The organism is Streptomyces griseoviridis (genome assembly GCF_005222485.1).
Classification (GTDB): Bacteria; Actinomycetota; Actinomycetes; order Streptomycetales; family Streptomycetaceae; genus Streptomyces; species Streptomyces hintoniae.
The window spans coordinates 4,655,183-4,668,506 of record NZ_CP029078.1; the positions used below are offsets into that span (position 1 = coordinate 4,655,183).

13 protein-coding genes are annotated in these 13,324 nt (G+C 73.5%); 6 read left to right on the forward strand and 7 right to left on the reverse strand.

Features of this window, described 5'->3' with window-relative positions:
• Nucleotides 1–145: 145 nt before the first annotated feature.
• The 3 genes from DDJ31_RS19885 (at nt 146) to DDJ31_RS19895 (ending at nt 3,163) form a co-directional block, all read left to right on the forward strand.
• Nucleotides 146–1,609, forward strand: a complete 1,464-nt coding sequence (locus DDJ31_RS19885) for a DUF2252 domain-containing protein (RefSeq protein WP_164785122.1) — start codon at nt 146–148, stop codon at nt 1,607–1,609.
• 225 nt (nt 1,610–1,834) lie between these two features.
• Entirely contained in the window at nt 1,835–2,662 is an 828-nt protein-coding gene (locus tag DDJ31_RS19890; protein ID WP_127178961.1) for a J domain-containing protein, read from the forward strand.
• Nucleotides 2,663–2,833: 171 nt separating this feature from the next.
• Nucleotides 2,834–3,163 (forward strand): rhodanese-like domain-containing protein, encoded by a 330-nt coding sequence (locus tag DDJ31_RS19895; RefSeq protein ID WP_127182696.1) that lies wholly within the window; start codon nt 2,834–2,836, stop codon nt 3,161–3,163.
• 90 nt (nt 3,164–3,253) lie between these two features.
• On the opposite strand, the gene DDJ31_RS19900 is transcribed toward DDJ31_RS19895, so the two are convergent.
• The 6 genes from DDJ31_RS19900 to paaA all read right to left on the reverse strand — a co-directional run bounded on the left by DDJ31_RS19900 (nt 3,254) and on the right by paaA (nt 8,234).
• Nucleotides 3,254–4,393, reverse strand: a complete 1,140-nt coding sequence (locus DDJ31_RS19900; RefSeq protein WP_127178960.1) for an acyl-CoA dehydrogenase family protein — start codon at nt 4,391–4,393, stop codon at nt 3,254–3,256.
• 269 nt (nt 4,394–4,662) lie between these two features.
• The gene (locus DDJ31_RS19905; RefSeq protein WP_127178959.1) at nt 4,663–5,724 is read right to left on the reverse strand and encodes a 2Fe-2S iron-sulfur cluster-binding protein; all 1,062 of its coding nucleotides are present in this window, start codon (nt 5,722–5,724) and stop codon (nt 4,663–4,665) included.
• Nucleotides 5,724–6,245 carry a 1,2-phenylacetyl-CoA epoxidase subunit PaaD gene (paaD, locus tag DDJ31_RS19910; protein WP_127178958.1) on the reverse strand — a complete coding sequence of 174 codons (522 nt, stop codon included), beginning with the start codon at nt 6,243–6,245 and terminating at the stop codon, nt 5,724–5,726. The genes DDJ31_RS19905 and paaD overlap by 1 nt, the downstream gene beginning before the upstream one ends.
• Nucleotides 6,239–6,958 carry a 1,2-phenylacetyl-CoA epoxidase subunit PaaC gene (gene paaC, locus DDJ31_RS19915; RefSeq protein ID WP_127178957.1) on the reverse strand — a complete coding sequence of 240 codons (720 nt, stop codon included), beginning with the start codon at nt 6,956–6,958 and terminating at the stop codon, nt 6,239–6,241. The genes paaD and paaC overlap by 7 nt, the downstream gene beginning before the upstream one ends.
• Nucleotides 6,955–7,242 (reverse strand): 1,2-phenylacetyl-CoA epoxidase subunit PaaB, encoded by a 288-nt coding sequence (gene paaB / locus DDJ31_RS19920; protein ID WP_127178956.1) that lies wholly within the window; start codon nt 7,240–7,242, stop codon nt 6,955–6,957. Before paaB ends, paaC begins: the two co-directional genes overlap by 4 nt.
• Nucleotides 7,239–8,234 (reverse strand): 1,2-phenylacetyl-CoA epoxidase subunit PaaA, encoded by a 996-nt coding sequence (paaA, locus tag DDJ31_RS19925; protein WP_127178955.1) that lies wholly within the window; start codon nt 8,232–8,234, stop codon nt 7,239–7,241. The genes paaB and paaA overlap by 4 nt, the downstream gene beginning before the upstream one ends.
• Before the next feature lie 720 nt (nt 8,235–8,954).
• Here paaA and DDJ31_RS40060 point away from each other — a divergent pair.
• Genes DDJ31_RS40060 through DDJ31_RS19940 form a run of 3 tightly spaced genes read left to right on the forward strand, consistent with a single transcriptional unit; the run spans nt 8,955 to nt 11,495 of the window.
• Complete coding sequence (locus DDJ31_RS40060; protein ID WP_431027668.1) at nt 8,955–9,527, forward strand: DUF5819 family protein; 573 nt, start codon at nt 8,955–8,957, stop codon at nt 9,525–9,527.
• Entirely contained in the window at nt 9,524–10,741 is a 1,218-nt protein-coding gene (locus DDJ31_RS19935; RefSeq protein WP_127178953.1) for an HTTM domain-containing protein, read from the forward strand. The genes DDJ31_RS40060 and DDJ31_RS19935 overlap by 4 nt, the downstream gene beginning before the upstream one ends.
• Nucleotides 10,742–10,751: 10 nt before the next feature.
• On the forward strand, nt 10,752–11,495 hold the full coding sequence (locus DDJ31_RS19940; protein WP_127178952.1) for a TrmH family RNA methyltransferase: 744 nt from the start codon (nt 10,752–10,754) through the stop codon (nt 11,493–11,495).
• A gap of 23 nt (nt 11,496–11,518) precedes the next feature.
• Here the strand turns inward: DDJ31_RS19940 and paaN are convergent, their stop codons facing one another.
• A complete protein-coding gene (gene paaN, locus DDJ31_RS19945; protein WP_127178951.1) occupies nt 11,519–13,210 on the reverse strand; it encodes a phenylacetic acid degradation protein PaaN in 1,692 nt (563 codons plus the stop codon).
• Between the last annotated feature and the right edge of the window lie 114 nt (nt 13,211–13,324).

The window sequence follows — 13,324 nt, forward strand, 5'->3', positions numbered from 1 at the left end:
GCGGGAGCCGGTGAGTTGTCCACAGGTCGTCATGGCGGGGTGCGCCGAGTTTTCCACAGGGTCTGACGCGTTTTCGTCACCGGCGGTACCGTCGGCACGAGTTGATGTTCGTGCGGGTACGGGGGAGGCGGTCGTGGTGGCCGGATTGGTGGGGTCGAGCGAAGTCGCCGGCGAGGGCGTCGGTGGGGGCGCGAGTGCGAGTGCGGGCGCGGGCCGGACGGGGCTCCGGAGGCCCTTCCGGGTGCGTGGGCTCGCCACGTTCCCCGCTCCCGCCTCGCCCAAGCGCGAAGGGAAGGCGCTGCGCGCGGTCCTGCCGAGGTCCGCGCACGCCACGCTCGACCTGGACGGCTCACGGCCGGACGCCGTCACCGCCGTCGAGGAGTCCAACCTCGGCCGGATACCGGCCCTCACGCCGATCCGGGCGGGCCGGATGGCGGCCACCCCCTTCGCCTTCCTGCGCGGCTCCGCCGGGCTGATGGCGTACGACCTGGCCCGCACCCCGACCACCCGGATCCGCGCCCAGCTCTGCGGTGACGCCCACGCCGCCAACTTCGGCCTCTACGGGGACGCCCGCGGCGGTCTGGTGATCGACCTGAACGACTTCGACGAGACCGTCGAAGGACCCTGGGAGTGGGACCTGAAGCGGCTCGCCGCCTCCCTGGTGCTCGCGGGCCGCGAGGCCGGTGCCGACGAGGACCAGTGCCGCGAGGCGGCGGGTGACGCGGCCGGCGCCTACCGTCGCACCATGCGGCTGCTGGCCAGGCTCCCGGCGCTGGACGCGTGGAACGCCGTCGCGGACGAGGAGCTGGTCTCGCACGCCGACGCCCACGATCTGCTCGGCACCCTGGAGCGGGTCTCCGAGAAGGCGCGGGCCAACACCAGCGGGCGGTTCGCGGCGAAGTCCACGGAGGCGACCGGGGACGGCGGCCGGCGCTTCGTCGAGGCCCGTCCGGTGCTGCGCCGGATACCGGACGCCGAGGCGGAGGCGGTCGCCGCGTCCCTCGAGTCCTACCTGGAGACGCTCTCCGAGGACCGGCTGCCGCTGCTGGCCCGGCACGCGGTGCACGACGTGGCCTTCCGGGTCGTCGGCACCGGCAGCGTCGGGACCAGGTCCTATGTGGTGCTGCTCCTCGACCACCGGGGCGAGCCGCTCGTCCTCCAGGTGAAGGAGGCGCGCGCCTCGTCGCTGGTGCCGCACCTGGCGACGGCCGGCTTCGAGACGCCCGCCGTCGCCCACGAGGGGCGCCGGGTGGTCCTCGGGCAGAAGCGGATGCAGGTCGTCAGCGACAACCTGCTGGGCTGGACGACGGTCGACGGACGGCCTTTCCAGGTACGGCAGTTCCGCAACCGCAAGGGCAGCGTCGACCCCGCCGCGCTCGCCGCCGACCAGATCGACGACTACGCGCGGATGACCGGCGCGCTGCTGGCCCGCGCCCACGCGCACAGCGCCGACCCGTCCCTGATCGCCGGGTACTGCGGCAAGAACGAGGAGCTCGACGAGGCGCTCGCCGACTTCGCCGTCGCCTACGCCGACCGTACCGAGGCCGACCACGCCGACCTGGTCGCTGCGGTGCGATCGGGGCGGGTCGCGGCCGAGCTGGGGGTGTGACGGGGGGCGGGTGGCCCGGTGGGCGGGCTGCGCGGTGTGCGGGCGGCTCCGTGGGTGGACGGTGGCGGAGGTCGGGCGGCTCGGAGGTCGGGGGTGGTGCGGTGGGGGCGGCGGCTGCGGCGGTCGGTCGGTCGGGGCGGGGGCCCGTGGGGCCGTGGGTCCGTGAGGGGCTCGCGGGGGTCTCCTGGTGACCTCGGTGGGCCGTTGGTGGCCTAGGCTGAGCGGGTGACGAGCTCCGGATCTGATGGTGAGGCGCAGGCGGCGGCCGAAGGCGGTGCGGCGCGGCCCGAGGAGCGGCTCGAACGGGCTGTGCGGGCCGCCGAGCAGGCGCTGATCGAGTACGAGATCGCGGTGGAGACGTTCCGCGTCGAGGTGGAGAACTTCTCCCGCCTGCACCACCAGAAGCTCGGCCCCATGTACACCAGGCTCGACGAGCTGGACGCCCGGATCGCCGAGGTCACCGCCGACCGCACCGGTGACCCGGAGGACCGGCGCAAGGCGGACGAGGCGCGGGCCCGGGTGATGCCGATGCCGGGCGTCGAGGAGCTGTTCAACGGCTGGATGGACGGCGACGGACTGTTCCCCGAGGCCGTCGCGATGCTCACCGACCAGCCGGTGCGGCCCCCTCAGCGGGTCCGCCCGAGCGACGAGGCGCGCAAGCTCTACCGCGACCTCGCCCGCAAGGCCCACCCCGACCTGGCGCCCGACGAGAGCGAACGTCAGCGGCGCGAGGAGTTCATCACCCGCGTCAACGCGGCCTACGCGCGCGGTGACGAGGCGCTGCTGCGCGAGCTGGCCGAGGAGTGGGCCAAGGGCCCCGCCCCCAAGGAGCGCGGCCCGAGCCACAGCGAGGAGCTGTACGCCCGTCTCGAATGGCTGTCCCAGCGCAAGGAGCTGCTCACGCTGGTCGCCAAGGAGATGGAGGAGAGCGCGATCGGCTCGATGCTGCGGCTCGCCCCCGACGACCCCGACCGGCTTCTTGAGGAGATCGCCGAGCAACTGCTCGCGCAGGTCGCCGCGCGCGAGGAGGAGCTGGCCGCGCTGCTCGGGTAGCCGGTGAGCCCGGGGGCCTGGCCCGGTGGCCCGGTGAGCCCAGTGGCCCGGTGGTCGGGTGGACGAGTGGGTCGACGGCTCGATCCGACTGATCCAACTGGTCCGACTGGTCCGGCGCGATGCGGCGCGATCCGGTTCGGGTAGCGTCGGGGCATGCAATTCGGAGCTGGTGTGCCCACGGTCGAGGTCGCGGACCTCAAGGACGGCGACTTCCTGCTGGACGTCCGCGAGGACGACGAGTGGCAGGCGGGCCATGCCGAAGGGGCCCTGCACATCCCCCTCAGCGAGTTCGTGGCCCGCTACGGCGAGCTGACCGAGGCCGCCCCGCAGGACGGCCGGGTCAACGTCATCTGCCGCTCCGGCGGCCGGTCCGCCCAGGTCACCATGTACCTGGCGCAGCAGGGCGTGGACGCCGTGAACGTCGACGGCGGGATGCAGGTGTGGGCCGCGGCGGGCCGCCCCGTCGTGACGGACGCGGGGCAGGACGGGTTCGTCCTCTAGCGGCTGCGGCTGCTGCCGCTGCGGGGCAGGGCGGGCGGAAGGCGTCGGCCTCTGCCCGTAGGGGCTGGTGGGCGCTGCGTGCTCGGGCGGTCAGCTCAGGGGGTGCGCGGCCAGCAGGTCGCCGAGGGCCTCCTCGTGTGCGGCGGCCGGGCCGAGCGACAGCTCCAGCTGCTTGGCCCACGCGTGGTAGCGGTGCAGCGGGTACTCGACGTCCGCCCCGAACCCGCCGTGCAGATGCTGAGCCGTCTGCACGACCCTGCGCACGCCCTCCGCGGCCCAGATCTTCGCCACCGCCACGTCGCCCGCGGCGGGCAGTGCGCCGGGCGCCCTGGTGGCGATCCGCCAGGCTGCCTGCCAGAGGGTGACCTCCATCGCGCGCAGGTCGATGTAGCGGTCGGCGGCCTGCATCGCGACGGCCTGGAAGGTGGCGACCGGGAACCCGAACTGCTCCCGCTTGCCGGTGTATTCGCCGCTCATCCGCAGCACCCGCTCACCGAGGCCGAGCGCCAGCGCGCAGGTCCCGGTGGTCAGCAGGTCCCGCAGCTCCTCCCAGGCGCCGTCGGAGTCGATGACGGACGCCGCCGGTACCCGCGCCGACTCCAGGCGCAGTTCGCCGAGCCGCTCACCGGTGGTGGAGATCTGCTCGGCGATGTCGGTCCCCTCCTGGCCCCGGGGGACGACGGCGAGGAGGGTGCGGCTGTCGCCCGTGGTGCTGCGGGCCGGGACGACGATGTGGTCGGCGGTCTGCGCCCACGGCACCGCCGTCTGGACGCCGTCCAGCAGCCACGCGTCGCCGTCCTGCCGTGCGGTCACGGCGAGTTCGGCCGGGTCGTGGCCGGTGCGGCCGCTCGCGGCGACCGTCAGCACCAGCTCGCCCCGGCCCGCGCGGGCCACCAGCGCCGACCTCGGCTCCGGGCCGCCGTGGGCCTGGATCGTCGCCACCGCCGCGCTGTGTTCGAGCAGCGGCACCCGGGCCAAGACCTTCGCGGACTCGCGCAGCACCAGGCAGAGCGCGATGGCGTCGAGGCCCGCGCCGCCCTCTTCCGGGTCGAGCAGCAGGCTCAGCAGGTCCGCCTCGGCGAGCCTGGCCCACAGGGCGCGGTCGAAGTCGTCGGCGACGGCGCCCACGACCATCGAGGGACTGGGCACCGAGTCGGGCGCGACGTCGGCGAAGACCCCCCGCGCCGCCTCCGCCGCCGCCTGCTGCTCCTCGCTGAAGGTGAAGTCCACGGTCCTGTCCTCCCGGCGGCTCCGCTGATCTGACGGAGCGTCAAGATAGAACAGGTTCTAGAAGAAGGGAACGGGCGGTCACCTCTTCGACCGACGACCGACGACCGACGGCTGACGGGCGACTGGCGACTGGCGGGTGCTGTCTGCCGACGGGCGTCCGGCCGTCTGGCGTTTGCCGTCTGGCGTTTGCCGACTGGCGACGAAGGACAGCGTGCCGCTGACGGCCGGCGGCAGCGCGGCAACAGGTGGGGTGTCGCCGTGAGCCGTTGTCAGCGGTCGAAGTCCACCTCCACCTCCTCCGTCACCGCGTGCGACTGGCAGGCCAGGACGTAGCCCGCCGCCGTCTCCTCCGGTTCCAGGGCGAAGTTGCGGTTCATGCGGACCTCGCCGGAGACCAGGAAGGCCCGGCAGGTGCCGCAGACTCCGCCCTTGCAGGCGTAGGGGGCGTCCGGGCGGTTGCGCAGGACCGTCTCCAGCACGGATTCGCCGTCCTCGACCGGCCAGGTCCCGCCGCGGCCGTCGAGGCGTGCGGTCACCGTGCTGTGCGCGGGGGCCGGGGCGGACGGCGCGGGAGCGGTGGTGTCCACGTGGAAGATCTCCTCGTGGACGAGGGCGCGCGGGACGCCGATCTCGCGCAGCGCCCGCTCGGCGCCCTCCACCAGACCCAGCGGGCCGCACAGGAACCAGCCCGCCACCCGCTCCACCGGGAGCAGCGCGGGCAGCAGCCCGGCCAGCCGCGCGTCGTCGAGCCGCCCGGACGGCAGCCCCGCCTGCTGCTCCTCCCGGGAGAGAACCGTGACCAGCTGGAACCGGCGCGGATACCGGTCCTTCAGGTCGGCGACCTCTTCCAGGAACATCGTGGACGCCGAGGTGCGGTCGCTGCGGATCAGACAGAACCGTGCCCGCGGTTCGCGCGCCAGCAGCGTCGAGGCGATCGACAGCACCGGGGTGATGCCGCTGCCGCCGACGATCGCCGCGTACAGGCCCGGCGCCGGGTCCAGGGTGAAGCGGCCCGCCGGGGTCATCACCTCCAGTTCGTCACCGGTGGTGATCTCCTTCAGGGCGTGTGTCGAGAACGCGCCGCCCTCGACCAGCCGCACCCCGATCCGCAGGGTGAGCGGGCCGCCGCCGTCGGGGTCGGGGGCGGGGGAGCAGATCGAGTAGGTGCGCCTGACCTCGGCGCCGTCGAGCGTGCGCCGGACGGCGAGGTGCTGGCCCGGTGCGTGCCGGTACCGCTCGCGCAGCTCCTCGGGGATGGTGAGGGTGAGGGCGACGGAGTCGTCGGTGAGCCGGTCGACCGCCGCCACCTGGAGCGCGTGGAAGCGGGCCATCACAGCTCCTTGAAGTGGTCGAAGGGTTCACGGCAGGCCAGGCAGCGGCGCAGCGCCTTGCAGGCGGTGGAGGAGAAGCGGCTGAGCAGCTCGGTGTCGGCGGAGCCGCAGTGCGGGCAGCGCACCGGCTCGGGAGCCGCGGTGCGGGTGGCGCCGAGGGTGACGGGGACCGGTCCTGACGCGGCGTGGACGCGCGGCGGCGCGATGCCGAACTCCCGTAGTTTGCGGCGGCCTTCGTCGGTGATGTCGTCGGTCGACCAGGCCGGTGTCAGCACCGTGCGGACGGTGACCTCGGCCATCCCGTGCTCGTGCAGCAGCCGTTCGATGTCCGCCGACATCGCCTCGATCGCCGGGCAGCCGGTGTAGGTCGGGGTCAGCTCGACCTCGGCCGCGCCGGTGCCGTGCAGCCGCACCGCGCGCACCACGCCCAGCTCGGCGAGGGTGAGCACCGGCAACTCCGGGTCGGGGACCGAGCCGGCGAGCGCGAGCAGCTCCGCCTCCAGGGCGGTGGGCGTCACCATGACGCCCCCGGGTGGCTGCGGTGCAGGTGCTGCATCTCGGCGAGCATCCGCCCGAACGACTCGGTGTGCAGGCCCTGCCGTCCGGCGCCCGCCGCCCAGCCGCCGGACGCCGGGCCCTCGGGGAGCGTCAGCGTGGCCCGGCGCAGCACCGCGCCCACCGACGCGTGCCACTGCGAGCGCAGCGCCTCGGTGTCCACGTCGAGCCCGGCCACCGGCTCGAACATCTCGCCGGTGAAGCGCCACAGGGCGTCGCACCCGGCCCGCATCCGCGCGTGGCTGACCTCCGTGCCGTCCCCGAGCCGCAGGGTCCACTGCTCGGCGTGGTCGCGGTGGTAGGCGACCTCCTTGACGGCCTTCGCGGCGAGCCCGGCGAACTCGCCCCCTCCGGCGGCCAGTTGCCCGTACAGCAGGTGCTGGTAGGTGGAGAAGTACAGCTGGCGGGCGATGGTGTGGGCGAAGTCGCCGTTGGGCTGCTCGACCAGCTGGAGGTTGGTGAAGGCGCGTTCCTCGCGCAGATACGCCAGGTCGTCCTCGTCGCCCGCGCTCGACAGCAGCACCCGGGCCTGGCCGAGCAGGTCGAGGGCGATGTTGGCGAGGGCGACCTCCTCCTCCAGGACGGGTGCGTGGCCCGCCCATTCGCCCAGGCGGTGGGAGAGCACCAAGGCGTCGTCCCCGAGGGCGAGGGCGGCCGTCGTCGCGGTGGTGGCGGTCACAGGTGCTTCACCCCGTCCGGGATCTCGTAGAAGGTCGGGTGCCGGTAGGGCTTGTCGGCGGACGGCTCGAAGAACGGGTCCTTCTCGTCGGGCGAGGAGGCGGTGACCGCGGCCGACGGGACGACCCAGATCGAGACGCCCTCGCCGCGCCTGGTGTAGAGGTCGCGCGCGTTGCGCAGGGCGAACGCGGCGTCCGGCGCGTGCAGGCTGCCGGCGTGGGTGTGCGCGAGGCCCCGGCGCGAGCGCACGAAGACCTCCCACAGGGGCCAGTCGGTGTCCGTCATGCCCGCTCTCCTTCTGCCCCGCCGGTCGTCTGCTTGGCCGCGTACGCGGCGGCCGCCTCCCGTACCCAGGCGCCTTCCTCGTGGGCCCGCCTGCGCTGGGTGAGCCGTTGTTCGTTGCAGGGGCCGTTGCCCTTGAGGACCTCGCGGAACTCCGACCAGTCGATCGGGCCGAAGTCGTGCCGGCCCCGCTCCTCGTTCCACCGCAGCTCGGGGTCGGGCAGGGTGAGGCCGAGGGACGCGGCCTGCGGGACGCAGATGTCGACGAAGCGCTGGCGCAGCTCGTCGTTGGAGTGGCGCTTGATCTTCCACGTCATGGACTGCGCGGAGTGCGCCGACTCGTCGTCCGGCGGGCCGAACATCATCAGGGACGGCCACCACCAGCGGTCGACCGCGTCCTGCGCCATCGCGTGCTGCTCGGGGGTGCCCCGGCTGAGGGCGAGGAGCAGCTCGTACCCCTGGCGCTGGTGGAAGGACTCCTCCTTGCAGATCCGCACCATCGCGCGCGCGTACGGGCCGTAGGAGCAGCGGCACAGCGGTACCTGGTTGGTGATCGCGGCGCCGTCCACGAGCCAGCCGATCGCGCCCACGTCGGCCCAGGTCAGCGTCGGGTAGTTGAAGATCGAGGAGTACTTCTGGCGGCCGGAGTGGAGCTTGTCGAGCAGTTCGTCGCGGCCGGTGCCGAGGGTCTCGGCGGCGCTGTACAGGTAGAGGCCGTGGCCCGCCTCGTCCTGGACCTTGGCCATCAGGATGGCCTTACGGCGCAGGGAGGGCGCGCGCGTGATCCAGTTGGCCTCCGGCTGCATGCCGATGATCTCCGAGTGGGCGTGCTGTGCCATCTGCCGCACGAGGGTGGCGCGGTAGGCGTCCGGCATCCAGTCACGCGGTTCGATGCGCTCCTCGGCGGCCACGGCGGCATCGAAAGCGTGTTCGTAGGCGCCGGTGGCGGTGTCCTCCTCGGCGGTCCGTGTCTCGTGCGCCGCTGCTGTCGCCATGCGGTCCCCCTCGACCTGGGCTGGGTCCGGGAGCCTGCTCCCGACCGATCGTTCGGTTCGTGTGATTCCATCGTCGGTCGCGCGCCGTAAGGTGTCAACCGCTGTGGATAACCCGCGGGCGGACCGCGGGGCTGTGAAGCACGGCTCGGCCTGAGTACCGTTCCCGGTGCGCGCGGCGGGCCTCCGGGCACGCGGCCGTGCGGACAAGCGGCCGGACGACGGACCGGGATCGGGAGACGGGGCGGAATGGACGCGTACGACCAGGGGGCGGGGGCGGACCGGACACGCGCCCCCGAACCCGAACCGGCCCCCGAACCCGACGAGCCCATAGACCCCATAGATCCCGCAGATCCCGCAGATTCCGCAGATCGCGCAGATTCCGCAGATCCCATAGATCCCTCAGACGTCACAGACATCACAGACGGCACAGGCCGTGCAGACCGCGCAGACCGTCCCGAAGGCTCCCGAGAAGCAGCCGCCGCACCCGGCGCCGAGCCCTCCGGCTGGCCCCGGCCGTCTCAGCCGTCCCCGTCGTCCCAGCCGCCTCCGTCGCCCCTGCCGTCCCAGTCCCTCTCCCCGTCTCCCTCGCCTCAGGCGTCTCAGTCGTCTCAGCCGTCCCAACCGCCGCTCTCCGGGGTCGCCGCGCTCTCGCTCCGCTATCAGCTGGTCGCCGCGCTCGCGCTCGCCGTCGTCGCCGTCACCGTCTGCACGCATCTCGGGATGGTCTTCCTGCATGTCGCGCCCTCGAACACGCTGAGCAAGCAGCACGGCAAGGCCGTCGACGACTGGGTGTACCCCGAGTTCGAGCAGAACTGGAAGCTCTTCGCGCCCAACCCGCTCCAGCAGAACATCGCCGTCCAGGTCCGCGCCGACATCGGCACGGCGGACGGCGGGGTGCGCACCACCGGCTGGTACGACCTGTCGGCCGAGGACGGCCGGGCCATCGACGGCAATCCGCTGCCCAGCCACACCGACCAGAACGAACTGCGCCGCGCCTGGGACTTCTTCGTCTCGACCCACGACACGGACAACCGTCCGAACGGCCAGCGCGGGGCGCTCTCCCAGACCTATCTGACCCGCATCGTGCTGCTGCGCCTGGCGCGCGAGGGCGCGGCGGGCGACGGCGGCACCGTGCAGCGCGTCCAGCTGCGCTCCCGCACCACCAACGTGCCGCCGCCCCGGTGGAGCGGCGAGAAGGTCTCGGACCAGCCGACGTACCGCGTGCTGCCGTGGTGGCCGGTGCCTGACGCGCGCCCCGCCCGCGACGCGAAGACCGCCGGAGCCGTCCAGTGAACCGATTCGCCCCGGCGGTCTCCGCCGCCCTCGCGCGGCTCACCGGATCCGCGCTCGGCCCCTACCAGAGCGCCGTCATCCGGATCGGATTCAGCGCGACCTGGCTGCTGTTCCTGCTCCGCGAGTTCCCGCACCGGCAGGAGATGTACGGCCCCGACGGGCCCTGGAGCTGGGACCTGGCGCAGCAGCTGATCGCGACCAACCACGCCTTCACCGCGCTGATGTGGTCGGACGGCCAGGGCTGGTTCGAGGCGGTGTACGCGCTCGCCGTGGTCAGCTCCGTCCTGCTGCTGCTCGGCTGGCGCACCCGCACGCTGTCCGTGCTGTTCATGGTCGGTGTGCTGTCGTTGCAGAACCGCAGTGTCTTCATGGGCGACGGCGGCGACAACGTCCTGCACCTGATGGCGATCTACCTGGTGTTCACGCGCTGCGGTCAGGTCTGGTCGCTGGACGCCAGGCGGGCGCGGCTGACGGCCGCGGCACGCGCGCGGGGGGAGCACGTCGTCGACCGGGTCGGTCCCGCGCTGTGGGGTGTCCTCGGGTTCACGCTGGTCGCGGTGACCGCCGGGGGGCGGCTCGACGCCGTCGACCCGACCGCTCCGACGGTCCTGTACGTGGTCTGGGTGGGCGTGGCGGTGCGGTGGGCCGTGGAGCGGTGGGCGCGCGGGCGCGAGCCGCGGGTGCTGCTCGACGTGGTCGCCGCCGTCGCGCACAACGGCGCGCTCTTCGTGATCATGGCGGAGGCGTGTCTGATCTACGCGACGGCCGGCTGGTACAAGATCCAGGGTTCGCGCTGGCAGGACGGCACCGCCGTGCACTACCCGCTGCACCTGGACTACTTCTCACCCTGGCCGGCCCTCGCCGATCTGCTCGCCGCCAGCGGCACCATGGTCATGCTGGTCACCTACGGGACGGTGATCGTGCAGGTCGCCTTCCCCTTCACGCTCTTCAACCGGCGGGTCAAGAACGTCCTGCTCGCGCTGATGATGGTCGAGCACGCGGTGATCGCCGTCGTCCTCGGGCTGCCGTTCTTCTCGCTCGCGATGATCGCCGCCGACGCGGTCTTCCTGCCGACGTCCTTCCTGCGCCGGCTCGGCGGCTGGGCGGCACGCGCGCGGGGCCGCCTCCAGGGCCGCGGCGGCCGGGCGACGGTCCCGGGGCCGCGGGGAGCGGGTGACGACGCGGCGGTCGGTGCCGAGGCCGGCCGCACGTAGGCTGCACGGCATGACCGCCGCCCCCCTGACCGACTGGCACAGGCTCGCCGCCGACGCCGTCCTGCTCGACGGGTTCCACGCCCTCAAGCACGCCGTGCGGTTCGGGGCCGACGTGCCGGTCGCGGTCGCCACCGACCGGGCGGCGGCCCTCGCCCTCGCCGACGACCTCGCCCCCGACGTCCGCGACGCCCTGGCCGCGCTCCTCACCGAGGTGCCGCGGGCGACGTACACGGCGCTCGTGCCGCGCCCGCACCCGACCGGTGTGGCCGCCCTCGCCGTACGCCCCGAGCGGGCCGGGCAGCTCGCGGTGCTGGCCAGGCTGCCGAGGACGGCGCCGGTCGTGGTCCTCGACCAGCCGCGCAACCTCGGCAACGCGGGCGCGGTCATCCGGCTCGCCGCCGGGTTCGGCGCGACCGGCGTCGTCACCACCGGCACCCTCGACCCCTGGCACCCGACCGTCGTGCGGGCCGGGGCCGGGCTGCACTTCGCGACCGCCGTGGAGCGGCTCGAAGCCGCGCAGCTGCCCGCAGGGCCGGTCTTCGCGCTCGACCCGGAGGGCGACGACCTCCGGGACGTGACGCTCCCGGACGACGCCGTCCTCGCCTTCGGCTCCGAGCGCAGCGGCCTCTCCGCGGAGCTGCGCGCGCGGGCCGGCCAACTGCTGTCGCTGCCGATGCGCCCCCAGGTCTCCAGCTACAACCTGGCCACCAGCGTGGCCATGACGCTGTACCACTGGAGCGCGACGGCCCGCTGAGCGGCGGGCCGGCCCGCCGGCCGCTACGCCGGGCGGCGCACCTCCACCGTCCGGAAGCGGTTGGCGACGAACGCGGTGTCCGTGAGGGCCGCGTTGGCCGCCGGGTTGCCGCCCGAGCCGTGGAAGTCCGAGAAGGCGGCCGTCTGGTTGACGTAGACCCCGCCCGTCAGGTTCAGCGAGAGCTGCGCCGACTCCTCCAGGCAGACCTCCTCCACCGACCGCTCCACGTCCTGGTCCGTGGTGTAGGCGCCGACCGTCATCGCGCCCCGTTCGCGGACCGTGCGGCGCAGCAGCTCCACCGCGTGCGCCGCCGAGTCGACCGCGACGGCGAAGGAGACCGGGCCGAAGCACTCGCTGGTCCAGGCGGCCTCGTCGTCCGGCTTGGTGCCGTCCAGCTTCACGATCAGCGGGGTGCGCACGACCGCGCCGGGGAAGTCGGGGTTGACGATCTCCCGTGAGGCGAGGGCGACTTCGCCGAGCCCGGCGGCTGCCTCGAGGCGGGCCTTCACCTCGGGGTTGACGAGGGCGCCCAGCAGCCCGTTGGCGCGCGCGTCGTCACCGAGGAGGCCGTCGACCGCGCGCGCGAGGTCGGCCACCACCTCGTCGAAGGTGCGCGGTCCGGCGTCGGTGCGGATGCCGTCCCGGGGGATCAGCAGGTTCTGCGGGGTGGTGCACATCTGGCCGCTGTAGAGGGAGAGCGAGAACGCGAGGTTGCCGAGCATCCCGCGGTAGTCGTCGGTGGACTCGACGACGACCGTGTTGACGCCCGCCTTCTCCGTGTAGACCTGCGCCTGGCGGGCGTTGGCCTCCAGCCAGTCGCCGAAGGCGGTCGAGCCCGTGTAGTCGACGATCCGGATCTCCGGGCGCGTCGCGAGGGTCTTGGCGATGCCCTCGCCGGGCCGCTCGGCGGCCAGCGCCACCAGGTTGGGGTCGAAGCCCGCGTCGGCGAGCGCCTCGCGCGCGATCCGCACGGTGAGCGCGAGCGGCAGCACCGCGCGCGGGTGGGGCTTCACCAGCACCGCGTTGCCGGTGGCGAGGGAGGCGAACAGGCCGGGGAAGCCGTTCCAGGTGGGGAAGGTGTTGCAGCCGATGACCAGCGCGACGCCGCGCGGGACCGGTGTGAACGTCTTGGTGAGGGCGAGCGGGTCGCGCTTGCCCTGCGGCTTGGTCCACTCGGCGGCGGCGGGGGTGCGGACCTGCTCCGCGTACGCGTACGCCACCGCCTCGAGGCCGCGGTCCTGGGCGTGCGGGCCGCCCGCCTGGAACGCCATCATGAACGCCTGGCCGCTGGTGTGCATGACGGCGTGCGCGAACTCGTGCGTGCGGTCGCTGATCCGCTTGAGGATCTCCAGGCAGACCATCGCGCGCAGTTCGGGGCCGGCGTCCCGCCAGGCCGGCTGTCCGGCCCGCATGGCGGGCAGCAGGACGTCCGGGTCGGCGTGCGGGTAGGTGACACCGAGGGCGATGCCGTACGGCGACTCCTCCGCGCCCGTCCAGTCGTCCGTGCCGGGCTGGCCGAGGTCGAGGCGGGTGCCGAGGAGGGCGTCGAAGGCGGCCTTGCCCGCCGCCGCATCCAGGCTGCCGTTCTCGCCGTAGGCCTTGGGGTGCTCGGGGTGCGGGGAACAGTAGGCGCGGGTGCGGATCGCTTCCAGTGCCTGGTCCAGGGTGGGCCGGTGGGCGGCGATCAGCGCGTGGGCGGACGGTTCGGCGGCCATGCGGGACCAACTCCTCGTCTGGAGAACTCTTCTTCGAGCTCATGACCTGGGCAGAAACAGCCGGACAGAGTTAGAGTAACCGAACGATCGGTCGGGACAAGGGGGACCGCCGCA